General features: G+C 68.4%; 13 protein-coding genes (1 of these 13 running past the window's edge). 5 read left to right on the top strand and 8 right to left on the bottom strand.

Features of this window, described 5'->3' with window-relative positions; translation table 11 throughout:
• Positions 1-95 precede the first annotated feature (95 nt).
• Complete coding sequence (locus tag OSB52_RS09850) at positions 96-1,061, top strand: alpha/beta hydrolase (RefSeq protein ID WP_266061571.1); 966 nt, start codon at positions 96-98, stop codon at positions 1,059-1,061.
• 28 nt (positions 1,062-1,089) lie between these two features.
• Here OSB52_RS09850 and OSB52_RS09845 read toward each other — a convergent pair whose 3' ends face one another.
• Entirely contained in the window at positions 1,090-1,404 is a 315-nt protein-coding gene (locus OSB52_RS09845) for a LuxR C-terminal-related transcriptional regulator (RefSeq protein ID WP_235725620.1), read from the bottom strand.
• A gap of 310 nt (positions 1,405-1,714) precedes the next feature.
• Positions 1,715-2,395: a LuxR C-terminal-related transcriptional regulator gene (locus OSB52_RS09840; RefSeq protein WP_235725618.1), complete on the bottom strand. Its 681-nt coding sequence runs from the start codon at positions 2,393-2,395 to the stop codon at positions 1,715-1,717.
• Between the two features lie 280 nt (positions 2,396-2,675).
• Between OSB52_RS09840 and OSB52_RS09835 the strand changes: the two genes are divergently transcribed.
• The gene (locus OSB52_RS09835) at positions 2,676-3,437 is read left to right on the top strand and encodes an acetoacetate decarboxylase family protein (RefSeq protein ID WP_266061522.1); all 762 of its coding nucleotides are present in this window, start codon (positions 2,676-2,678) and stop codon (positions 3,435-3,437) included.
• Positions 3,438-3,592: 155 nt separating this feature from the next.
• The gene (locus OSB52_RS09830; RefSeq protein WP_266061520.1) at positions 3,593-4,606 is read left to right on the top strand and encodes a pirin family protein; all 1,014 of its coding nucleotides are present in this window, start codon (positions 3,593-3,595) and stop codon (positions 4,604-4,606) included.
• Between the two features lie 7 nt (positions 4,607-4,613).
• Here OSB52_RS09830 and OSB52_RS09825 read toward each other — a convergent pair whose 3' ends face one another.
• Positions 4,614-5,294 (bottom strand): CE1759 family FMN reductase, encoded by a 681-nt coding sequence (locus OSB52_RS09825; protein WP_266061518.1) that lies wholly within the window; start codon positions 5,292-5,294, stop codon positions 4,614-4,616.
• Entirely contained in the window at positions 5,291-6,400 is a 1,110-nt protein-coding gene (locus OSB52_RS09820; RefSeq protein WP_266061517.1) for an LLM class flavin-dependent oxidoreductase, read from the bottom strand. Before OSB52_RS09820 ends, OSB52_RS09825 begins: the two co-directional genes overlap by 4 nt.
• A 130-nt stretch (positions 6,401-6,530) precedes the next feature.
• On the opposite strand from OSB52_RS09820, the gene OSB52_RS09815 reads away from it, so the two are divergent.
• Positions 6,531-7,088, top strand: coding sequence for an MTB12 C-terminal domain-containing protein (locus tag OSB52_RS09815; RefSeq protein WP_235725597.1), 558 nt, complete (start codon positions 6,531-6,533; stop codon positions 7,086-7,088).
• Between the two features lie 280 nt (positions 7,089-7,368).
• Here the strand turns inward: OSB52_RS09815 and OSB52_RS09810 are convergent, their stop codons facing one another.
• Entirely contained in the window at positions 7,369-7,770 is a 402-nt protein-coding gene (locus tag OSB52_RS09810; RefSeq protein WP_266061516.1) for a hypothetical protein, read from the bottom strand.
• On the opposite strand from OSB52_RS09810, the gene OSB52_RS09805 reads away from it, so the two are divergent.
• The gene (locus tag OSB52_RS09805; RefSeq protein WP_266061515.1) at positions 7,760-7,963 is read left to right on the top strand and encodes a hypothetical protein; all 204 of its coding nucleotides are present in this window, start codon (positions 7,760-7,762) and stop codon (positions 7,961-7,963) included. The genes OSB52_RS09810 and OSB52_RS09805 overlap by 11 nt on opposite strands.
• A gap of 67 nt (positions 7,964-8,030) precedes the next feature.
• On the opposite strand, the gene OSB52_RS09800 is transcribed toward OSB52_RS09805, so the two are convergent.
• From OSB52_RS09800 to OSB52_RS09790, 3 genes are all read right to left on the bottom strand, one after another.
• The gene (locus tag OSB52_RS09800) at positions 8,031-8,339 is read right to left on the bottom strand and encodes a hypothetical protein (RefSeq protein ID WP_235725595.1); all 309 of its coding nucleotides are present in this window, start codon (positions 8,337-8,339) and stop codon (positions 8,031-8,033) included.
• A 274-nt stretch (positions 8,340-8,613) separates the two neighbouring features.
• Entirely contained in the window at positions 8,614-8,841 is a 228-nt protein-coding gene (locus tag OSB52_RS09795) for an MbtH family protein (protein ID WP_266061514.1), read from the bottom strand.
• Between the two features lie 81 nt (positions 8,842-8,922).
• Positions 8,923-24,563: the 3' portion of a non-ribosomal peptide synthase/polyketide synthase gene (locus tag OSB52_RS09790; RefSeq protein WP_266061513.1), read on the bottom strand. Its footprint extends 9,337 nt past the window's final position; 15,641 of the gene's 24,978 nt are visible here — the last part of the coding sequence; its start codon lies off the right edge, out of view; its stop codon occupies positions 8,923-8,925.

Genomic DNA, 24,563 nt, shown 5'->3' with positions numbered 1-24,563 from the left:
GCCCGCTAGACTTGGGCAGCCACCCAGCCATGGGTTTTCGGCGAGTGGGAACGGATTGGGGCATCGTGGGGAGACATCAGCGTCTGATCGTCGGGATGTTGTCGGTGATTGCGGCGGTCGTCGCAACGGTAGGTGTGGGTACGGCGTCGGCCGCACCGACATCGCGCATCGTGAGCACCTATGACGACGATCCGCAGCAGGTCACGCTGCTCGTCTACTCGGCGGCGATGAACAAGAACATTCCGGTCACCGTGCTCACTCCCCGTGATCGGTCCACGCCCAGCCCCACGCTGTATCTGCTCAACGGTGCCGGCGGCGGCGAGGATTCGGCGACGTGGGACGCACGTACCGACTACAAAGAGTTCTTCGCCGACAAGGATGTATACGTCGTCACACCGATCGGCGGCGCCTTTTCGTACTACACCGACTGGCAGCGCGACGACCCGGTGCTCGGCCGCAACAAGTGGCAGACCTTCCTGACCAAGGAACTGCCCCCGCTGATCGACGCGCAGTTCAACACCACCGGGCGCAACGCCGTCGCCGGCATCTCGATGGCCGGCACGACGGTGTTCAACCTCGCTATCGCCGCCCCCGGCCTCTACCGCTCGGTGGCCGCATTCAGCGGATGCGCCCGGACCAGTGACCCGGTGGGTCAGCAGTACATCCGGTTCGTCACCGCCGACCGTGGCGGCGGCAACCTGGAGAACATGTGGGGGCCCCTTGACGGGCCGGGGTGGCGCGCCAACGACCCGTATCTCAACGCCGAGAAGCTGCGGGGCACCAAGATCTACATGACCTCGGGCACCGGGCTACCCGGCACCCACGAACGCCTCGAGGACCCCTTTGTCCAGGGTGATCCGTTCTTCCTCGCCAATCAGGCCCTACTGGGTGGCGCGATCGAGGTGGCGATCGATCAGTGCACGCGTCAGATGGCCGGCCGCCTCGCCGAGCTGCGCATCCCCACCGACGTCACGTTCCGAAACACCGGAACCCATTCGTGGGGCTACTGGCAGGACGACCTGCACCGGACCTGGCCGCAGATCGAACGCGACCTACGCTGACTTCCCCGGGTTCCCCACCCCGGGGGACTCACCAGCTGTCGAGGCTGGTGTAGCCGTCCTGTAGTGCGCGGGCCAGCAGGTGCGCCTTGGTCGGCGCTTCCCGGCCGACACCCGAGTACTTGGCGCGGATACGGGCCAGGTGGGTACTCACCGTCGACGCGGAGATGAACAGCGCCGTCGCCGCCTCCTCCTTCGACTCAGCCGCCAGCCACGCGAGCAGGACCTCGACCTCGCGCGACGAGAGTTCCGGTCGTCGTGGGTCGGGCATCGCACCTTCCGCTTGACGGTAATCCGACAGTCGTGTCACCCGCGCGTTCAGCCCCACGGCGGCAGGCTGGGCCATATCGTCGGGACCCGCTGGGCGGGCGGGTGTCGAGCGGCCCGGATACGGCGTATGCGAATGCGCGGTCATCTGTCTTCCTTCGCTCGGCACCAACATTTCCCGCTGATGCGGGCGCTCCAGTCCCCCGACAAGACCGCACCACAGAAACAGCAGGTTAGGCGATCACCGCCGCGCGGTGTAGACCCAGAACTGGGGACACCGATGCCCGTCAGGTCCAGCACATCGAGCCGGAGCCAGCGCTCCGGGCTGCGGCGATGTAAGGATTCACCCACGTGTACCGAGCGAGACGGGTTGTGACATCCACCCCGCCTTACTCAGGTGTGCGCCCGATACCACCTCTGCGTGAGGATCGGTCCGGTGCCGGGGCGGGCCGTCGGCCGGGGAGGGGCAGCCAACCGTCCTCGACCGCGCGCTTGAACAGATCGAGCTTGGTCCGGGTGGGACGCCCCGCGGCGGCGTACTTCTGCCGGATTCGCTTGAGGTACTCGTTCACCGTTTCCGCGGTCACCCCCAGAGCGGCACCGACTCCGGCCGACGTCTCGCCGGAGGCGTACAGGGTCAGCACCCGTTGCAGCTGTGGACTCAGATCGACTGCGGCGAGGTCGGGGTCGGCATCGATGGCTGCCGCCCACTCGGTGGTCAGCACCGCATGTCCGGAAGCCGCCGTTCGGATCGCATCGACGATCTCACCCTCCGAAGCGGATTTGAGTACCACGCCCAGAGTGCCCGCCCGCGCGGCGGAACGGAGCAGATCCGGGTGTTCCCCCGAGGTGTAGACGACGGTCCCGATGCCCTCTTCGGTGAGCCGGGCGACGTTCTCACCCGGGCTCGTGCCGTCGTCGAGCCGCAGGTCGAGGATGACGATGTCCATCGCGATACCCTGCGCCAGCAGTCCGCCCACCGTGGACGCCGAGCACACCAATTCCAGGTCGGGTTGGCGGTCGAGAATCCGTTCGATTCCCCACACCGGTGAGGGATGATCGTCGACCATCCCCACCCCGACCACCGACCGGTCCGCGGTTGCCACCCGTCCTCCCTCCGACCACCGGTATGCGCACGCGCAACGCCCAGAGTGCCGACGACCCGACGTCACCAACGCCTTCCGACAACCTTGTCACAGCGCGGTGAGTGCGCGGTCGCCGATGGTGCGTAATTCGGCCGGATGTCCGCCCCACCGAGCTCACCGGGTGGAACCGGCCCACCGCCGGTTCGGATCTGACATGCTGACGGAAGCAAATGAGAACATGTTCCAGTTTCGAGGAGACCTATCGATGTCCCAACCCGGGTCCACCCATGACGTCCTGGGCACCGCCGTCTCGATGCCGGTCGAGATCCGCAATGCTCGGTGTTTTGTCGCCGGATTCACCGCTGACGCCGCCGCGGTGGCCCACGCGATGCGGTCGGGCGGCCCGGCGGCGCCCGAGCTGCGGCCGTTGCGCCTGCGACCAGGCCGGACGATGTGCATGCTGGTCTTCGTCGACTACATCGACGGCGACCTGGGACCGTACAACGAGTTCGGCGTCTGCTTCCTGGTCGAGGAGCCCGGGCGGCCGGCCGCATCGCCGGCGTCCGCGTTGCGCTCGCTGGCCCGCGGCGACGCCCGTGCACTCATCCACCACCTGCCGGTCGACGGCGACTTCACCCTCGCCGCCGGCCGGGGCATCTGGGGCTTCCCCAAGACCCTCGCCGACTTCGACGTGGACCACGACTCCCCCACCCGCCACGGCAGGGTCTCCGCGGATGGACACCTCATCGCAGACCTCACCACCCGACGCGGCATCCCGGTGCCCGACAACGCGAAGGACACCGTGCTGAACGCGTACTCCCAACTCGACGGGGTGCTGCGGATGACGCCGTGGAAGCTGACGTCCACCGCCGGCACCCGCACCCGGTTGGGTGGTGCGCGCCTGACCTTGGGTGACCATCCGATCGCCGCCGAGTTGCGGAAACTACGCCTGAGCCGGCGCGCGCTGATGACGACATCGGTGGATCGACTGACGATGACGTTCGAGGATCCGACAACCATCTCCTGAGCCCGGCGCCCCTTCCCGAGCCCCCGCCCCAGCAGACCGCAGGCCGAGTGAGGCGAACGTGTCGCTTTCCGCGACGTTCACCTCACTCGCCGACGACACCGGTCTCGCTACACTGACTCCGAGGAACCCGGACAACACGTGGAGCGGCCGCACCGATGAGCAACCTGGAGACGCGTCCCGACGAGATCGATTGTCGCTCAACTGTTCACCGCGGCGACGCGGGAGCCGACGGGACCGTGACGGTCGAGGTGCTCGCCGCCCGCGACGTTCCGTTGGGCGGCCCGCGCGCCATGACGGTGCATCGCACCCTGCCTCAACGTCGCCGTTCGTTGATCGGCGCATGGTGTTTCGCCGATCACTATGGTCCCGACGATGTCTCGGCGACCGGCGGGATGGATGTGCCACCGCACCCGCACACCGGGTTGCAGACCGTGAGCTGGCTGTTTTCCGGCGAGATCGAACACCGCGACACCATGGGCAATCACGCGATGGTGCGCCCGGGGGAACTCAACCTGATGACCGCCGGACACGGAATCGCACACACCGAGGTGTCGACACCCGACACGACGATCTTGCACGGCGTTCAACTGTGGGTGGCGCTGCCCGAGTTCGCCGCCGACACCCCGCGAGATTTCGCCCACCACATCCCGTCGGCGTTCCACCACGACGACGTCGAGATTCGGGTCTTCCTGGGCGAACTCCTGGGTGAGCGGTCACCCGTCCACACCTTCACACCCTTACTCGGCGCGGAACTGCGGCTGCCACCCGGCGCCCAGATCGAGCTACCGGTCACCACCGCACACGAGCACGGTCTGCTCGTGGACGCCGGGGTGATCCGCGTCGTGAATTCCGCGGCCGAACCCCTGCAACCGACCGAACTCGGCTACATCGGGCTCGGTGCGACGGCACTATGCCTGCGCAACGAGTCCGACGAACCGGCGCGCGTGATACTGCTCGGCGGCGCACCGCTCGACGAGCAGATCATCATGTGGTGGAACTTCCTCGGGCGCAGCCATGAGGACATCGTCGCGTTCCGTCAGCAGTGGACCGAGCACAGTGAACGATTCGGCCAGGTCGAGGGCTACTCCGGTGACGTCCAGCATCTGCCGGCGCCTACGTTGCCGAACAGCCGGCTGAGCCCGCGGCACAACATCCCGGGCCAGGCGTGAGCGACCGTCAGGATTGCTGACCGAGCAGGCGCGCGAAGTTCGCGATACCTGCATCCTCGGCCGAGGACCGTACCCCGTTCTCGGTACGCTCCGGCTCGGGAGCCGGTACGCCCGGCGCGGATGGTCGACCCACCGCGGCCGCGAGTTCACCCGCCGCCCGCCGGATGCGATCGCCGAGCGCCGCAGTGTCGCCGGCCGCACCGGCCCAGTCCTGCGCTGCCGCGTACACAGCAGTCGGCAGCACGATCGCGCGCAGGTAGGCAAACAACGGACGCATGGCATGGTCGAGCACCATCGAGTGTCGTGGGCTCCCGCCGGTGGCGGCGAGCAGCACCGGGGTGCCCCCGAGCTTCTCCACGTCGACCAGGTCGAAGAACGACTTGAACAATCCGCTGTAGGACGCGTTGAAGACAGGCGTGGCGACGATGAGTCCATCGGCCTCGTAGAGCCGCTGCAACGCCTCGCGCACCGGGTCGACTACGAATCCGGTGGCCATCGAACGGGCGATGTCGGTGGCGAGGTCACGAAGATCGATCACCGTCACGTCGACCGCACCAGCCCCGGTCCCGTCGTCGAGGGCTCCGACGACGGCCTCGACCAACCGATCCACGAGCAGGCGCGTCGACGACGGATCGCCCAGTCCGGCATTGACGGCGACGATCCGCCGGGGAGTCCGAGCCGCGGTCATACACTCGCCTCTTCGCGCGTGTCGCCGGCCGCGGCTGCGGTGCGCGCAGCCACCAGGGAGGCGTGGGTCGGGGCGTCGGGTACCGCGGCGGGTCGGCCGGCCTCGAAGCCGGCACGCAACTGCGGCAACACCTCTCCCAACTCGTCGAGCTGGGACAGCACCGTCTTCAGCGGCAGCCCCGCGTGGTCGACGAGGAACAGCTGTCGCTGGTAGTCGCCGAAGCTCTCCCGGAACGAGAGGGTCTTGTCCACGAACTCCTGAGGGCTCCCGACGGTCAGCGGCGTCTGCTCGGTGAAGTCCTCGAGCGAAGGGCCGTGACCGTACACCGGCGCGTTGTCGAAGTACGGGCGGAATTCCCGCACCGCGTCCTGCGAGTTCTTCCGGATGTAGAACTGGCCGCCCAGGCCGACGATGGCCTGCTCGGCTGTGCCGTGTCCGTAGTGCTCGAACCGTTCGCGATAGAAACCGATGAGTCGCTGGAAGTGTTCTTTGGGCCAGAAGATGTTGTTGGCGAAGAAGCCGTCACCGTAATACGCGGCCTGCTCGGCGATCTCAGGGCTGCGGATCGATCCGTGCCACACGAACGGGGCCACGGAGTCCAATGGCCGTGGCGTCGACGTGAACGACGTCAACGGAGTGCGGAAGTTGCCCTCCCAGTCGACGACATCCTCACTCCACAGGCGGTGCAGCAGGTGATAGTTCTCGATGGCCAGCGGGATGCCCTGCCGGATGTCCTGACCGAACCACGGATAAACCGGCCCGGTGTTGCCGCGCCCCAGCATCAGGTCCACCCGACCGTCGGCGAGGTGTTGCAACATGGCGAAGTCCTCGGCGATCTTGACCGGATCGTTGGTGGTGATAAGCGTGGTGGCCGTGGACAGCTGCAACCTCTCGGTCTGGGCTGCGATGTAGGCGAGCGTCGTCGTTGGTGACGACGAGAAGAACGGCGGGTTGTGGTGCTCGCCGAGCGCGAAGACGTCGAGGCCGATGTCCTCGGCCTTCTTCGCGATCTGCACGATCGCCTTGATCCGTTCGTGCTCGGTGGGCGCGACCCCGGTGGTGGGATCGACGGTGATGTCGCTGACGCTGAAGATTCCGAACTGCATTGTCGCGCCTCCTGCGCACTCGGCGGATGTGTCATCCAGCCTAACCGGACCACGGTCCGATTAATTCCGCGGTGCTGCCGCCCGACACCCATGAGTTAGTGTGGGCTTACTCAAGAGGAGGAGACGAAATATGAAGGTTCGCAAGCCCCTTGCCGCGGCAGTTCTCGCCGCCGCCACCATCCTGGCCACGGCCGCCTGCTCCGAGGAGGCGTCGGACACGGCCAGCAGTGTCGCCAACGACGCGTCGGCGGCGGTCGCCTCGGCGGCCGGTGATGCAGCCAGCCAGGCCCGCGATGCCGTCAGCGGTGCGGTCAGTTCGGCGAAGGATGCGGTGATCGGACTGAGCACCGAGGACGCCCAGAGCACCCTGCGCACGGCGGTGGACCCGGCGAGCACCACCGAGCAGGTCGAAGGAGCCGTCGACACCAACAATCCGGAGACGATCAGCGCGCTGCAGACCTATGCCGAGACCTCCAGCGCCGCCGGCTACACGCCCGACGTGTACACGGTCAAAGAGGTGACTGAGCAAGGCTCGAGCACCGCGACGGCGACCGTTGCTGTCGCCAGCCCGCACGCCCCGGCACCGGTGGACATCCAACTGAATTATGTGCGTGTCGGCACCAACTGGAAGCTCACCGCGGACGCGGTCGACACGCTGACCAGCATGGGCGGTCAGCACGGCGGCTGAGCTTCAACCGATCATCGGCTTGCACCACGCTGTCGCCGCGTCCGGAACCCGGACGCGGCGATTGTCGTCGCAGCTATCGTTATCGCTATGTGATGTTCTTCGGGTGCAGTGGAGGCAGAGCGTCGGGCAACCGTGCCCGGCAATCGTGCAGGACCAGCACCATGTAGACCCAGCACCGTGCAGCGCCGCGTTCGTTCGTGCAGTACTGGAGATCGAACAGAACCGATGATCGGCCACCCGTGGGCCGCCGGCCAGGAGGGTACGCCATGCGGGAGACCGATCACCCCACCGAGTCAATACCGCCCGCGTTGACCGATCGCATCGCCCGGTGGCCGCTCGAGAACATCGACACACAACTCCCGGAGACCGGCGAATCCACAATCGAGACGTTGCGAGACCGGCCCGGCGCGACCGACGAATCGGCCGCCGTACCCGGTTCGATGTGGCCGCCCTCAGCGATGAATGCGAGTTGGCCACTCTCGGCGAGTAGCTCCGCGAACGACGCCCCGCTACCCCCGGTCGCCGACGTCTGGTACCCCGATCCGGTTATGGCGACCGACTCGAGGCACCTGAACACGAACGGGATGAATGTCCCGGCACAGCCGAGTTCCCGGATGGCGACCACGGCGTTGATCACATCGATGATCTCGCTCCCACTGGCCCTTGTGGGCGTGGGAGCCATCCTCGGCTTCATTGCGACGACGCTGGGGGTGATCGCCCTGGTACAGATCGCGAGCGGCCGACGACCGACGCCGGAGCCGAACCGCTATCGCGGCACAGGCCGGGCCGTGGCCGGCACGGTGGCGGGAATCGCGAGCATGATCATCGGCGCACCGATACTGCTGGTGATCTTGATGGTGCTCGCGATCGTTTGAGCGTCGATCGGACAGCGTCGGGGCGGCCCAGGCCGACCCCTACCCACAAGCGTGTCGGTGAAGTGGATCAGCTGACGGCGCGCAGGCGGCGACCTTCGCCGCCGCCGAGTTCGCGACCGAGCCACGCGACGATGTCGCTCATCACCCGGTTGCGCTCGGCGGCTCCGTCGATACGAGTGAGACCGGGCATGCAGTGGATGAGGCCGGCGTGGAATGCCGCGTCGTGCGACATGCCGTGGCGGTCCATCACGGAGCGGTACGAGTCGATGGCCTCGTCGAGAGCACCGTAGGTGACGACATCGTCACCGAAGCGAACAGCAGTCAGGCGCGGGGTGATCTCGGCCCGCCGCCGGATGTCTTCGATCAAATCCAACATGTTCACAGTCGTTCCCCCGAACTCCGTGTTGTGACCCTGGCCACGTTGCCTCCCAGAATGGTTCTGGCGCCAGGTCCGTCTAAATAGCTTGCCTTGCTAACGGCTCTTTGGGAACCGCGGACGCCAGATTGTGTGAGAATCCACAGGTCAGAGCAGATTCTCGGTACGACTCCATGTTACTGCTGTGACTCAAGTTGTTGGAGTGGCGGATAGTGCTTGATGTTCAAGCGTTATCCCGGCTACACAGCCTCGCGACGTCGTGGCCGGATGAGAGTCACGCGCGGCGCGCCGCGTCCGCGTCCATCGCCTCGATCAGACTCTTGGGACGCAGGTCGGTCCAGTTCTTCTCCACGTAGCCCAGGCATGCCGCCCTACTGTCCTCCCCGAACACCGTCCTCCAGCCGGCGGGGATGTCGTCGAAGGTCGGCCACAGCGAGTGCTGATTCTCGTCGTTGACCAATACGTAGAAGCGGCCGTTGTCGTCGTCGAAGGGGTTGGTCACGGGTGTCCTCCAGGGATCGTGGGTGGATTGTGCAGATGGATTGCGGGTGACGGTGCCGCTGCGGTGACGGTGCTGCGGCTCCTACGACTCCGCGGCGTCGGCGTCGGCGAGCCACCGGTCGAGTTCGGGCCCGATGACCTCGAGCGCGCCGGGGTTGGCCAGGCCGAGGTGATCGGCATCGACATCGACATTCGCGATGCGGCCCGCGACGTGGGGTCGCCAACCGTCGGCGACCGCGGCCGGATCCGCCTTGTCGCGGGTCGCGGTGAACACCAGCAGCGAACCGTCATACGGGGCCGGCCGGAACTGTTCGACGAGCGTTTCGCCGACCGCGAAGCTGTCCATGACGCCCTGCACCTGGTCGACGCTGAGCAGGCCCATCGACGCGATCTGTTCGCGGATGATCTCGGCGACCTCTTCGGCGCTGTCCGCGTGCACATTGTCGTCGAGGTCGAACAGATCGCGCCATCCGCCGAGGAAGTCGCCGACATAGTCGCCGCCGAGCTCGACACCGGCCGGTGCAGACCCGGAACCGTCGTCGGGTTGCGGCGGGATCGGCGACGAGTCCATGACGCCGAGGAAGGCGACCTCCTCTCCTTCGGCGCGCAGCGCGGTCGCGATGGCGTACGCGACGTAGCCACCCAGCGACCAGCCCAACAGGTGATACGGACCGTGCGGCGACACCCGGCGGATCTCGGTGAGATACCGCTGGGCCATTTCCTCCACGCTCCGCGCGCTGGGCTCGCCGGCGACCACATGCGGGTCCTGCAGGCCGTACACCGGGCGATCCCCGAGATAGGGCACGAACCCGCCATAGAACCAAGCCAGGCCACCGGCAGGATGGATGCAGAACAGCGGCGGCCGCGTCCCCTGCGCGTTGAGGGTGATCACCACCTCGCCGGAACCGGAGCCGCCGGAGATCCGAGCCGCGAGCCCACGCGCCGTGGGGTCGTTGAACAGCCAGGCCAACTCCACGTCATGCCCCTGCTCGCGCAACGCACCGAGCACCCGCGTCGCCGACAGCGAGTTGCCGCCCAACTCGAAGAAGCTCTGGGTGACACCGACCTGCTCGAGTTCGAGCACGTCGGCGAACGCGGCGGCCACCACGGCCTCCATCTCGGTCTCCGGGGCCACGTACTCCTCGGTGCCGGTCTCGATCACCGCTTCTGGAAGCGCCCGTTTGTCGAGCTTGCCCACCGGGGTCAACGGCAGCGCATCGAGCACCATGATCGCGGCGGGGACCATGTGCGACGGCAGCCGTCGGCCGACGAACTCACGCACCTCGGCCACGTCGATCCCACCGTCGCCGACGATGTAGCCGGCCAGTGCGGTCGCGACCGAGCCGCCCACACCGACGACAACGGCCGACTCCACCGCCGGATGTTCGGCCAGCACGGCCTCGATCTCGCCCAGCTCGATCCGCAGTCCGCGCAGCTTCACCTGATCGTCGGAACGTCCGGCGTACTCCAGCACCAGTTCGCCGGCACCGTCACGGCGCCAGCGAACCACGTCGCCGGTTCGGTACATCCGCTCCCCCGCGGTGCCGAAGGGGTTGACCACGAAACGCTCGGCGGTCAGTCCTGGCCGGTTCAGGTAACCCCGGGACAGTGCCGGACCGACGGCGTAGAGCTCGCCGGGCACACCGACCGGCACCGGCCGCAGACGACCGTCGAGCACGAGCAACGTCACCCCGGCCAACGGCCGTCCCAACCGCACCGGCGCGCCGACGGCCATCGGCTCACTCAGCGTGATGCCGATGGTGGTCTCCGTTGGTCCGTACAGGTTGTGGATGGCCACATGCGGCGCCCACGCGTCGACCAGCGACGGCGGCACCGCCTCACCGCCGGCCATCAGCGCGGCCAGATCCGGCAGCGCGGCCGGGTCCAGCGTCGAGAGCACCGTCGGGGTGAGGAAGGTGTGCGTCACTCGGTGACGCTGCATGAATTCCTGCAACACGTGACCGCCGACGGCCGCGGTCGGCCGGTAGGCCAGGGTGCCGCCGTTGACCGTGGCGAGCAGGTACTCCAGGACCGACGCATCGAAACTCGGCGATGCGAACCCCAGGACCACCGGGGCATCTGCGACCGACAGTCGTGAGGTCTCCTGTGCGGCGAAATTCGCCAGCCCACCATGAGTGACCGACACACCCTTCGGGCGGCCGGTGGAGCCGGATGTGTAGATCACGTACGCGACATTGTCGGTCCGCACGCGACCCGACATCTCGACGGCGCTCACCGCGGCGTCGGACAGGTCGGCGATCGCCGCTCGGGTCGAGTCACCGTCGAGACGCACCCACTCGAACTCGTCGCCGGGAAGTTCCCCGGTGCGGACGGTCAGCCCGAGGATCGCCCCCGAGTCCTCGATCATGTTCGCCACCCGTTCGGCCGGGTAGTCGGGGTCGATCGGCACATATCCGGCACCGGTCTTGGTGACCGCCCAGATCGCGGTGAGCAGTTCCACCGACCGACCGATCGCCAACGCGACCAGCGACTCGACGCCGATCCCCCGCGAGATGAGCCAGCGCGCCAGCTGATTGGACCGCGCATCGAGTTCGGCATAGGTCAGCGCGGCACCGTTTCCGTCGACTACCGCGACGCGGTCGGGGTGCGTGTTCGCAACCTCGGCGAACATGTCGCCGAGCAGGCGCGGCGCGGTCCCCGTGCCGCCGGACACCGTGGTGAACGCGGCCATCTCGCCGCCGCCGAGAAGACCGATGTCGGCCGTCAGGGTCTCCGGAGCGCTCGACACGGTCCGCAGGATCTGCACCAGTGCGTCGATGAACACCTCGATCTGGGTGGCGTCGAAGGCGTTCGGCAGATACTTGAGAGTCAGCGAGAGTCGTTGGCCCGCAACGGGTGAAGTCGACATGTTGAGCGGGTAGTGGGTGGCGTCGGAACCGGCGAAGTCCACGATCTCCAGCCCGCCGGTCAACGAGGCATCCGTGGTGGACAGCGAGTCGGTGTCCACCGGATAAGACTCGTGCACCGTCAACGTGTCGAACAGCGGACCGCCGATGCCGTTGCCGCCGGCCAGTCCGGTCAACTCCGCCAGCGACAGATGCTGGTGATCGAGAACCGCCACCTTGCTCTGCTGCAGGCGACCCAGCACGGTCGAGATCGACGCCTCCGGATCGACGTCGACCACCGCGGGCAGCGTGTTGATGAACAACCCCACCATGGATTCGACGCCCTCGAGGTCGGCCGGACGACCGGATACGGTCTCGGCGAAGGTGACCACCCGGTTGCCGGTCAACCGCGACACGAGCACCGCCCAGGCGAACTGCAGCACCGTCGCCACCGTGGCCCCCTCGGCGCGGGCGAGGGCCTCGATGCCGGCGGTCACGTCGGCATCAAGAATGACCGACAGATCTTGCGGCAGTGCCTCATTCGTTGCTTCCGCGCCCGGCGCCACCAAGGTGGGCGCCGTCACCGGCGCGAGCACCTCGCGCCAGGCCTGCCGACCGGCGACGTCGTCGGTCGCCGCGAGGTGACGCAGGTAGTCCTCGAAATCACCATCGCCGGTACCGATCTGGCCGGTGTAGGTGACTCCGTTGGCATACAGCGCCAGCAGATCGGCCAGCACCAGCGGGCCCGACCAACCGTCGATCAGGATGTGATGGTTGGTCACCACCAGATGCGCGGTATCGCCGTGGCGGACCACTGCGAAACGCATCAGCGGCGGGCGCGCCAGGTCAAACGGGGTGCGCCGCTGCGTCTGCGCGACCTGTGCCACGCGTTGCTCGACCACATCGTCGGAGGGGCCGGTGCCGTCGGTGACGTCGACGACCTCCCAGGGCACCTCGACCGATGGCGGAACCACCGTCACCACCGCACCACTGCCGGTGCGCACGAAGCCCGACCGCAATGCGCGATGGTGCGCGAACAGGGCCTGGGCCGCAGCATGCAGGCGGTCGATGTCGACGGTCCCACCAAGTTCTAGGATCGACTGCACCACGTAGACATCCACCGGCGCGGCGGTCTCCGAGCCCACGGCGCCGCCGGCGAGCTCGGCCTCGAAGTGCAAGCCCTTCTGCAGGGGAGACAGCGGCCAGATGTCGGCCCCGGGCCACCGCTGGGCCACGTCGTCGAGGTCGTCCTGGGTGACCCCGGCGCCCGGAACGTCCGACGGGGACAGGCCCGGATCACCGATCACCGACAGCGTGTCGACGATCGCGGCCAGTTCCGCCTGCCACCGCGATGCGATATCGGCGGCATCCGCATCGCCCAGCACCCCGCGGACGAACAGGAAGTCCGCCGAGAGTTCGCGGCTGTCCCGGTCCGAGAGGGTGCCGACGTTCACCGTCAGCGTGTTCATCGCGGTCATCGCACCCGACACCGTGGCCGGCAGGACCGGCGCCGCCGGGTCGGCGGTGAACGGCACCACCACGTCGTCGCCGGATGAGCGGCTGCCGGCACCGAAGAAGTTGAAACCGATCGACGGCAACGCGGTCCCGGCCAGCCGGTCGTCCCCACCGGCATCCGGCGCGGTGAAGCGCAGCAGTCCGTAGCCGATGCCGCGGTCCGGTTGAGCCAGGCGCTCCTCCTTCGCCGCTTTCACCGCGTGCACCACGTCGTCGGCCGGGTCGAGCGCCAACGGCACGAGTGTGGTGAACCAGCCGGCGGTTCGGGACAGGTCGGCGGTGTGCGGGTCGGTCCCCCGGGCCACCACTTCCTCGTAGCGGCCGTGGCCTTCGACCAGCACGGTGACCGCGGCGGTGTCGACGATGCCGCGATCGCGTTGCCACGATCGCACCGCGCGGGCCAGCGCCGCGATCAGCGCATCGTTGACGTGACCGGAGTACGCGTCGACGACCCTCGTCAGCAGCGCCTCGGTGACTGTGCGGTCCACCCGGACCCGCAGGGAGTCGACGGTCGCGAAGGTATCGCGGTGCGGGTCGAATGGCACACCGAAGTCGGTGGGATCGCGGTCCACGCGGGCCAGCCAGTGCCCCATCTCGTCACCGCGTTCGCCGGCCTGCGCGGCGAGTGCCGCATGCCAGGCCCGCGCCGAGGTCACCTCGGGACGCACCGCCGGCTCCGCACCGGACTGCAGTCGACCCCAGACGGTGATGATGTCCTCGATGAGGATCGGCCAGGAGACCGCATCGACACCGAGGTGATGGATGGCCAGGACCACACGGGCACCGCCGTCGCCGACGACCAGGACCGCGGACACGATCACTCCGGCGGCCGGGTCGAGCCGGCGCAGTGCTGCGGCATGCGCGGTGCGCAATACCTCGTCGTACTCGGCGGAGCCGGGCGCCGCGGCCGTGGTCGCCTCGTCGACGACACATCCGATGCCCTCGCCAAGCGCATACGCCCAGCCGTCGTCGGTGTGGCGCAACGTCGCCGACAGCATCGGATGGGCACGCGTCACCGCATCCAGCACGGCGGTCAGCGTCGGGAGGTCGAGTCCATCGGGTGCGATGAGCACCGTCGACTGGGAGAAGTCGGCGAAGTCCGCCCCGCTCTGCGACAACTCGAGCATCCAGGCCGCCACCGGCGGGATCGCGACCTGCTCACCGGCAGGCTCGCTCAACAGCGGCAGCCGGTCTCCGCCCGCCGCCACCGCATGCGCCATGGCCCGAACCGTCTTGTGTTCGAAGACATCTCGCGGGGACACCGAGAACCCGGCGGCACGGGCGGCAGACGAGAGCTGGATCGCGAGGATCGAGTCGCCGCCGAGCGCGAAGAACGACTCGGCCACACTCACCCGATCGACACCGAGCACGCCCGCCACGACACGCGCGAGTGTTTCCTCGGTGGAGGTCTCCGGCGCCACGTAATCGTCACCGGCGCCGTCGAGTTCGGGCACCGGAAGCGCCCGACGATCGAGCTTGCCGTTGGCCGTCAACGGCAGCGCGGACACCGGGACCACGATGCTGGGCACCATGTAGCCGGGTACCGCCCGGGCAACCGCGTCGCGCACCCGCGCCGCGTCGACGTCGGCGCCCGGTTCGGCGACGACGTAGCCGATGAGCTGTTCACCACGCCCCGGGAGTTCGACGACATTGGCGGCACCCGCGGTGATCCCGTCGACACCGAGCAGCGCGGCCTCGATCTCACCGAACTCGATGCGGAATCCACGCAACTGCACCTGCGCGTCACCGCGACCGAGGTACTCGATGTCGTCGCCGATGCGGCGGGCGAGGTCACCCGTCCGGTACATGCGGGCACCGCTGCGATCGAAGGGATTGGCTACGAACCGGGTCGCCGAGAGTCCCGGCCGGCCCAGATAGCCCTGCGCCAGCTGCCCACCGGTGACGTACATCTCGCCGACGACGCCCGGCGGCACCGGATGCAACCGCTCGTCGAGGATGTGGATCGCCAGCGAGTGCAGGGGCCGCCCGATCAGGGATGCGTCGCCCGCGGCGACGAGGTCGCGGTCGAGCGGACGGAAACTCACGTGCACGGTGGTCTCGGTGATGCCGTACATGTTGACCAATTGGGTGGTCTCGTCGGGATGGTCGTCGAACCAGCGCCGCACCTGCTCGAAGCCCAGCGCCTCACCCCCGAACACGATGTAGCGCAACGGCAGATCGACCGGGTTGCGCCGCCGCGCGTCGATGAGTTGATAGAACGCCGACGGCGTCTGGTTGAGCACCGTCACGCCCTCGGCGGCGAGCAGCTCCACGAAGGCATCGGGGTCTCGCGCCAGGGCACGATCGACGATCACCAGCCGCGCCCCACACAGGAACGGTCCCCACAACTCCCACACCGAGAAGTCGAACGCATAGGAATGGAACATCGTCCACACATCGGTGGGCCGGAAGTCGAAGTCGCCGGCCGCCGTGTCCATCAGGGTGATGACGTCGCGATGGGTGATCTCGACGCCCTTGGGCAAACCGGTCGAGCCGGAGGTGTAGATGACGTAGGCCCGCGAGGACGGCCGCACCGAGGGTACCGGCACCGCGAGATCGGTCCCGGCCGAGGCGAGTTCGTCGACGTCGACGGCCACCACGCCGGCGGGCAGACCGGCGAACAGCTCGTGTCCCGAGGTCGCCGCGTCGGTGATCACCACGCGCACCGACGCGTCGGAGACGATGAACGCCAACCGGTCCACCGGGTTGGTGGTGTCCAGCGGCAGATAGCCGGCACCGGCTTTGAGCACGGCGAGGATCGCCACCGGGAGGTCGACCGAGCGTGCGGTGGCGATACCGACGAGGTCACCGGCGCGGACACCCCGGCCCGCCAACGCCGCTGCCACCGCATCGGAGCGGCGATCGAGGTCGGCGTAGGACAGCGACACGTCCTGCGCGGTCACCGCGGTCCGCGTCGCGTGGTCGGCGACGGTGTCCGCGAACAGCTCCACCAGGGTGCGGTCGGTGTTCGTCGTCTCGGTCACGGGCGCCGGAAGTGCCGCCAGGGCGCTCGATTCGTGATCGGACAGCAGCGCGACATCCCCCACCGGCACCTGCACGTCGGCCAGGCAGGTGGCCAGCACCCGGACGAACCGATCGGCCATGGTGCGCACTGTCGCCGCATCGAACATGTCGGTGGCGTAGACGATCTGCGCCGGCCACGGTTGTCCCTGGGTGCCGCCGGCGATCGCGAAGGTCAAATCGACCTTGGCGGGTGTCTCCGGCGCCTCGATCGGCGCGATGGACAGTCCGGCGATGCTGGACGCTTCGGCGACCGAGTCGCCGAGATCGGCGGAGAACTCCGGCAGCGTCGACTGATGGAACGTGAGCAGGATCTGCGTCAGCGGTGCGAAAGCCTCTGACCGCACCGGATCCAACTGCTCGACCAGCGTCTCGAACGGCACGTCGGCGTGCGCGTACGCCTCGAGATCGGTACCGCGGACCTGGTCGATCACTGCGGCGAAGGTCATGCCCGGATCGATCTCGGCGCGCAACACCAGCGTGTTGACGAACATGCCGACCAGTGCGTCGAGGGCACGCTGCCCGCGTCCGGCGATCGGGGTGCCGACCGCAATGTCGGAGGTCGCCGACAGCCGGGCGAGCAGCACCGCGAGGCCGGCGTGGACCACCATGAACGGGGTGACGCCCCGTCCGGTGGCGACCGCCGAGATGGCCTCGACCACGTCGGCAGGGATCTCGAACGACACCTGATCGCCGCGTTGGGAGGCCACCACCGGACGGGGCCGGTCGCCGGGCAACTCGAGCACATCGGGAAGGCCGTCGAGCTTGCGTGTCCAGTACGACAGCTGTTGTCCCACCACTGAATTCGTATCGCCGACCGAGCCGAGTTCGCGGTGTTGCCAGAGCGCGACGTCAGCGAACTGTACCTCGAGCGGGGCGAACGTCGGGGCGTCGCCGGCCTCCCGTGCCGCGTATGCGGTCATCAGGTCGGCCACCAACGGCGCCATCGACTCGCCGTCGGCGGCGATGTGATGGGCGACGATGGCGAAGACGAATTCGTCGTCGGCGACGCGGAGCAGCCGCGCCCGCAGTGGCCACTGTTCGGTGACGTCGAATCCGGCGCTCACCGCGGTTTCGAGATCGGCGGTCGAGTCGACCTCGGCCCAGTCCAGGGTCGAGGTGGCCGCCTCGGCCGGGGCGATGATCTGCACCGGCACACCGTCGATCGCCGGGAACGTGGTGCGCAGGACCTCGTGGCGCACCACCACGTCGGCAAGTGCCGCACGCAGCGCGTCCACGTCGAGGCTGCCGGTCAGGCGTAGCAGCAATGGGACGTTGTAGGTCGACGCCGACGGATCGAACTGGTTGATGAACCACATACGCTGCTGCGCGAACGACACCGGAATCCGTTCCGGCCGCGGTGAGACCGCGGCGACCGGGGGCAGGCCCGCCCCGCGGCCGGCGACCGCGGCGGCCAGCGCCCGCACCGTCGGCGCCTCGAACACGTCGCGGACCGACACGTCGACACCGAACACGTCGGCGACCCGGGCAGCCACCCGCGTTGCCGACAGCGAGTTGCCGCCGACCTCGAAGAAGCTGTCGGTCGCGCCGACGCGATCGACGCCGAGCACCTCGGCGAAGACCGCCGCAACCGATTCCTCCGACTCGGTCTCGGGTGCCACGTATTCCGCAGCGATGTCGATGACCGGTTCGGGCAGCGCGCGCTTGTCGAGCTTGCCGACCGGGGTCAACGGCAGGGCATCGAGCACGGCGATACTCGCCGGCACCATATGCGAGGGCAGGGCCTGACCGACGAAGGTCCGCAGCTCGTGGGGGTCCACCGTGGTGCCGGCGGTCTCGCGCAGCACCACATAGCCCGCGAGTGCCGAGGCGACCGAGCCGCCTACGCCGATCACCACCGCCGACTCCACCGCCGGATGCGAGTTGAGTACCGTCTCGATCTCGCCGAGCTCGATGCGCAGCCCCCGCAGCTTGACCTGATCGTCGCTACGGCCGACGTACTCGAGCTCGAGTTCACCGGTCGGCCCGGGCCGCCAGCGAACCAGATCGCCGGTCCGGTAGAGCCGTTCGCCGTTGCGTCCGTAGGGGTCGGCGATGAACCGCTTCGCGGTCAACCCGGGTCGTCGAACATAGCCGCGGGCGAGCGCGCCGCCGGCCACGTACAGCTCGCCGGTGACGCCGACGGGCACCACGTTCAGACGCGAGTCCAGCACGAGCATGCCCACCCCGGGGATGGGTCGGCCGATGGTGATCGACTGCCCCGGGGCCAACGCCTCGCTGAGCGTCACGGCCACCGTCGTCTCGGTGGGACCGTAGGCGTTGAAGAACGCGTGTTGGGCTCCCCACCGGTCGATCATGGCCTGCGGCACCGCTTCCCCACCGGAGGCCACCGACCGCAGCTCGGGAACGGCGTCGGGGTCGATGGTGGCCAGCACCGACGGCGTCAGGAACAGGTGAGTGATGTGCTGGTCGCGAACGAACTGCGCGAGCGCCTCGCCGCCGACGACATCGGCCGGGCGATAGACCAGCGTGGCTCCCGACCGCAACGGCAGCAACCATTCCAGGATGGACGCATCGAAACTCGGTGACGCGTAACCCAGGATCACCGAATCCGGTGTGACGGCGAACCGGCGCAGCTCCGCGTGGGCGAAGTCGACCAGACCGCGGCTGGTGACCTGGACACCCTTCGGCGTTCCGGTCGAGCCCGACGTGTAGATCACGTAGGCAATCGCGTCGACCTCCGGCGTCCCGTTGCACTCGGCCGCCGACAGCGCGGCCGTGTCGTGCGTCGCGAGCTCGCCGACGATGTCATCGGCGTCCAGGCACTGCCAGTCGACGGTGTCGCCCAGGCCCGACCGCCGGGCCGTGGTGGTCAGACCGAGTTCGGTCCCCGAATCGGACAGCATGTAGGCGATCCGGTCGGCGGGATAGTCCGGATCGATGGGAAGGTAGCCCGCGCCGGTCTTCGCGACCGCCCAGATCGCGGTCATCAACTCGGCCGAGCGCTCGATGGCCACCGCCACCAGCGTCTCCGGCCCGGCGCCGCGCTCGGTCAGCCACCGCGCGAGCTGATTGGCGCGCGCATCGAGTTCGGCATAGGTGAGGCTGTGGCCGCGCGGATCGCGCACCGCCACATTGTCGGGATGTAAGGCGACGGCTTCGGCGAAGATCTCGCGCAGCACCATCGGCGGCGCATCGGGTGCGCCCCCGGACACCGGGGCCAGCGCCGCCCTCTCCCGTTCGCCGAGTAGGTCGATGTCGCCCACGGCGGCCGAGGAATCGGCCACCATCGCCTCGAGAATCCGCAACCAGGCGGTCGCGAAGCCCCGGATCGTCGCTTCGTCGAAGATCGACCGGGCGTAGATGAAGTCGACGCTCATCGGGGTCGATTCGGTGCGGTCCGAGACGCCCACCGACAGTTCGAATTTGGCGATCTGGTCGGGCAGTTCCAGCGGTTGGACCACGAGGCCGGCGCCCTCGAGGGCGGTCATCGACTCCTCGCCGTCGACGTGGCTGAACGCGATCTGCGCCAGCGGCGGGAACGCCGTCGAGCGGGTGGGGGCGAGTTCGTCGATGAGTTCCTCGAACTGGACGTCCGCGTGGGCAAACGCCTCGAGATCCTCGGCACGCACGCGGGCCACGAGGTCGGCCACCGAGGATGCCGGATCGACCTGCGTCCGCAACACCAGGGTGTTGACGAACATGCCGACCAGATCGCCCAGTGCGGCGTCGGTGCGTCCGGCGATCGGCGTGCCGATCACCACATCACTCGTCGACGCCAATCGCGAGATCAGGATCGTCAGCGCCGCATGTGATGCCATGAAACCGGTGACACCCTGCGCGTGGGCGAACTCGTCGAGTTTCGCGGCCAGCTCGTCGTCGAGCTGCACCGTCACCACTCCGGCGGTGGTCTCCATCACCGCCGGTCGGGGCCGATCCATCGGCAGGTCGGTGACCGACGGCAGTGACTGCAGATGTTCGCGCCAATAGCCGAGCTGCTCGGCCATCCGGCTCGACGGGTCGTCGGCCGTACCAAGCGTATCCCGCTGCCACAGCGCGAAATCGGCGTACTGGACTGCGGGCGCCGGTGCCGTCGGCACCGTATCGTCGATCCGCGACAGGTACGCGCCCATCAGATCTCGCACGAACACTGCCGTCGACGCTCCGTCGAAGGCGATGTGGTGGACCGTCAACACGACGTCGACGGTGTCCGGACCGACACGCCGCACCCGTCCGCGAATCGGCAGGTCCTCGGTGACGTCGAAGCCTCGCGCGACCGACGTGGTGAGTTCGGCCGCATCGTCGACCACCGACCAATCCAGCGCAGCACGCGCTGCACCCACCTCGAGGATCTGCTGGTATGGACCGTCCGCATCGAGCGGATAGACGGTACGCAGCACCTCGTGCCGTTCGAGCACGTCGGAGACCGCAGCGACCAGAATGTCGAGATCGAGATCGCCGGTGAGCCGCATGGCCATCGGGATGTTGTACGCGGCCGACGTCGGGTCGAATCGGTTGATGAACCACATCCGGGCTTGCGCCATCGACAGCGGCAGGCGGTCCGGGCGCTTTCCGGCCACCAGCGGGGCCACCGTCTGTTCACGCCCGGCCACCGCCGCCACCAGCGACCGGACCGTGGGGGTGTCGAACAGGTCACGCACGGAGACATCGACACCGAGTTCCTCGGCGACTCGCGCCGCGACACGCATCGCCGACAATGAGTTGCCGCCGATGTCGAAGAAGGACTCGGCGACGCTGACCCGGTCGAGACCGAGCACTCCGGCGATCACCGCGGCGACCGCGGCCTCCGCGTCGGACGCCGGCGCCTCGTATTCGCCGATCTCGAACACCGGAGCCGGCAACGTCTTCCGGTTGAGCTTGCCCGAGCTGTTGAGTTCGATGTCGTCGAGCAGCATCCACACCGAGGGATGCATGTACTCCGGCAAGCGGTCGGCGACGACCGCCTGCACCGCCGCCTGATCCACCGTCGCCGGTGCGATGTAGGCGACAAGGTGCTGCGGACCGGTCGGTGCGTCGACGACATCACATGCCGCATGCACCACCCCCGGTGCGGACGCGATGACCGACTCGATCTCGCCAAGTTCGATGCGCTGGCCGCGCAGCTTCACCTGGAAGTCGGTGCGGCCCAGATATTCGATGGCGCCGGACGCCTCCGGTCCACTCCCGGCCCGGGTGCTCCAGCGCACCAGGTCACCCGTCCGGTACAGCCGGGCGCCGGGGGGACCGAACGGATCGGCGACGAATCGTTCGGCGGTCAGCGCCGACCGGGACGCATAGCCGCGGGCCACCTGCACACCACCGAGATAGAGCTCACCGGGCACCCCCGGCGGCACCGGACGCAGGCGCGCGTCGAGCACCCGGGTCGAGGTGTTCCACACCGGGCCACCGATGGTGATGTCGACGGCCTCGGTGACGTCAGTCGAGGTGACGTCGACGGTGGCCTCAGTGGGGCCGTACAGATTGTGGATGGCGGTGTGCGGCAGTGCCTTATGGGCGTGCCGCGCCACCGCGGGCGGCAGTGCCTCACCGGAGGTGAGCAGCCACCGCAGCGTGGTGAGCTGCGCCAGTCGGGCGGCGGGCACCACGTCGAGGAACACCGACAGCATCGACGGCACGAAGTGCACCGAGGTGATGGCTTCGGCGGCCAGCAGATCGGCGATGTAGGCCGGTTCCCGGTGCCCACCGTCCCGGGCGATCACCGTGGTCGCACCCACCATCAGCGGACCGAACAGTTCAGGCACTGACACGTCGAAGGTGAACGGGGTCTTGAGCAACACCCGATCGGCCGGCGTCCAGTCGAATTCGTCGACACACCAGCGCAGGCGGTTGGCCAGCGCACGGTGGGTCACCGTGACGCCCTTCGGCCGGCCGGTGGAACCCGAGGTGAACAGCGTGTAGGCGGCGTCGTCGGGTCGCAGCGGGCTGCGTCGGTCCCGGTCGGTCACCGGAGGCTGCATCGACTCCACTGCAGCCGCGGCATCGACCTCGATCACTCGCATGCCGGGGACATCGGCTGCGAGGACACCCGACTCCCGGCCGGCGTCGACGATGACCACACCGACTCCGGCGGTGTCGATCATGTACTCGGCACGATCGAGCGGCGCATCGGGGTCGATCGGCACATATTGTGCACCGGCGGCCAGCACCGCGTTGACCGCGATGACCATCGCCGCCGAACGCTCCAGCGAGACACCCACGGCCGCACCGGGTCCGACACCGGCGGCGATCAGTTCGCGGGCCAGGATCGCAACTCGGTCGGCGAACTCACGGTAGGAGATCTCTCGCCCGTCGACGGCCAGAGCCGTCGCGTCGGGGGCGTGGTGCGCCTGCCCGAACACCGCATCTCCCACCAGCTCAGCGGGTACATCGACGACCGCGCCGGTCGACCATTCCGCGACCGCGCTCTGCTCGTCGTCGAAGATGATGGCGGCGTCGCCGATCGGGAGTTCCGGTGTGGTGAGGAGATGATCGAGCAATGCGGTGAACCGCGCGGCCAGGCGGGCCACGGTCGCGGATTCGAACAGGTCGGTGGCGTAGACGATCGAGCCCGTCCAGTCGGCTCCCGAGGGTGCCGAACTCACGGTCACCGACAGGTCGAGTTGGGCCGGCACCCACGCGGGTTCGACCGATCGCACCGACAACCCGGCGATCGGTAGGTCGGTGTTCTCCGCCGACGCCGCCGGATCGAAGGACAACATGACCTGCGCCAGTGGGGCGAAGGCCGCCGTCCGCGTCGGGTTGACCGCTTCGACCACCGTCTCGAACGGTACGTCGGCGTGCGCGAAGGCCTCCAGGTCGGTCAACCGGACGGCGTCGAGCAGTTCGGCGAAGGTGGTCTCGGGATCGATGGCGGTACGCAGGATCAGCGTGTTGACGAACATGCCGACGAGCGGGTCGAGCGCGGCCGAACCGCGGCCGGCGACCGGGGTCGCGATCATGATGTCGTCCTGCGCGGTGAGCCGACCCAGCAGCGCAGCCAGCCCGGCGTGCACGACCATGAACGGAGTGACGCCGAATCGTGCGGCGACGTCGGTGATCTGGTCGCCGAGCGTGGCCGGCAACGCGAACTCCACCCGCGCACCGACATGGGATGCGATCGCGGGTCGCGCATGGTCGGCGGGGAGTTCGAGGACATCAGGTGCTCCGCCGAGGGCCTCGGTCCAGTAGGCCAGCTGTCGGGCCACCACCGAGTCCGCCTGCTCGGGTGACCCGAGCGCGGTGTGCTGCCAGATCGCGTAGTCTGCGAATTGCACTGTCAGCGGTGCGAACTGGGGCGACCGCCCCTCCGAGCGCGCCGCATAGGCGGACACCACGTCGGTGACCAGCGGCAGCATCGATTCACCGTCGGCCGCGATGTGGTGGGCCACCACGGCGAGCAGATACTCGCCATCGGCCACCCTGTGCAACCGGACACGCAGCGGCCGATCGACGGTGACGTCGAATCCGGCGGTCATCGCGGCCTCGAGGTCGCCCTCGGAGTCCACCAGTGCCCAGTCGAGGTGGTCGGCGACGTCGTCGACCGGGCCGATGACCTGCACCGGCACCCCGTCGACGGCCGGGAAGGTGGTGCGCAGAACCTCGTGGCGCACCACGGTGTCGACGACCGCCGCGCGCAGCGCCGCGATGTCGAGGCTGCCGTTCAGGCGCAGTACCACCGGGATGTTGTAGGTTGGGGTGCCCGGCTCGAAGCGGTTGATGAACCACATCCGGGTCTGGGCGAACGACAACGGGATCGGCGACGGGCGAGGGGTGATCGCCACCAGCGGCGGTAGTCCCGCCTCCCGCCCGGCGACGGCCGCGGCCAGCGCCTGCACTGTGGGCGCCTCGAAGAGATCCCGAACCGAGACGTCGACGCCGAACGCGTCGCCGACTCGGGCGGCGACTCGCATCGCCGACAACGAGTTGCCGCCGATGTCGAAGAACGAGTCGGTGACGCTGACGCGGTCGAGCCCGAGGACCTCGGTGATCACCGTCGCGACCGCCTGTTCCGCGTCGGTCTCCGGGGCGATGTGGGTGGCGGTCTCGAAGACCGGGGCCGGCAGCGACCGACGGTCCAGTTTGCCCGCGCTGTTGAGCGCGATGTCGTCGAGCAGCATCCACACCGTCGGACGCATGTACTCCGGCAGGGATTCGGCGACGGCACCGCGCACCACGGCTTCGTCGACCGTCGACGGCGACACATAGGCGACGAGATGCTGTCCCCCACCGGGGGTTTCGACAACCGTGCAGGCCGCGTGCACCACTGCAGGCGCGGCGGCGACAACCGATTCGATCTCACCGAGTTCGATGCGCTGACCGCGCAACTTCACCTGGAAGTCGGTGCGCCCGAGGTACTCGATGGCGCCCTCGGTGTTCCAGC

It is taken from the genome of Gordonia aquimaris, assembly GCF_026262595.1.
GTDB lineage: Bacteria > Actinomycetota > Actinomycetes > Mycobacteriales > Mycobacteriaceae > Gordonia > Gordonia tangerina.
The sequence above is the reverse complement of the archived record's forward strand: the minus strand, read 5'-3'. Positions and strand labels throughout refer to the sequence as shown.

Excerpts from the sequence above, each read along its gene's own strand:
- OSB52_RS09840 (WP_235725618.1), bottom strand. The coding sequence starts at position 2,395 with ATGGTCGACGATCATCCCTCACCGGTGTGGGGAATCGAACGGATTCTC.
- OSB52_RS09845 (WP_235725620.1), bottom strand. The coding sequence starts at position 1,404 with ATGGCCCAGCCTGCCGCCGTGGGGCTGAACGCGCGGGTGACACGACTG.
- OSB52_RS09815 (WP_235725597.1), top strand. The coding sequence starts at position 6,531 with ATGAAGGTTCGCAAGCCCCTTGCCGCGGCAGTTCTCGCCGCCGCCACC.
- OSB52_RS09830 (WP_266061520.1), top strand. The coding sequence starts at position 3,593 with ATGAGCAACCTGGAGACGCGTCCCGACGAGATCGATTGTCGCTCAACT.
- OSB52_RS09820 (WP_266061517.1), bottom strand. The coding sequence starts at position 6,400 with ATGCAGTTCGGAATCTTCAGCGTCAGCGACATCACCGTCGATCCCACC.
- OSB52_RS09825 (WP_266061518.1), bottom strand. The coding sequence starts at position 5,294 with ATGACCGCGGCTCGGACTCCCCGGCGGATCGTCGCCGTCAATGCCGGA.
- OSB52_RS09850 (WP_266061571.1), top strand. The coding sequence starts at position 96 with ATGTTGTCGGTGATTGCGGCGGTCGTCGCAACGGTAGGTGTGGGTACG.
- OSB52_RS09800 (WP_235725595.1), bottom strand. The coding sequence starts at position 8,339 with ATGTTGGATTTGATCGAAGACATCCGGCGGCGGGCCGAGATCACCCCG.
- OSB52_RS09810 (WP_266061516.1), bottom strand. The coding sequence starts at position 7,770 with ATGGCTCCCACGCCCACAAGGGCCAGTGGGAGCGAGATCATCGATGTG.
- OSB52_RS09835 (WP_266061522.1), top strand. The coding sequence starts at position 2,676 with ATGTCCCAACCCGGGTCCACCCATGACGTCCTGGGCACCGCCGTCTCG.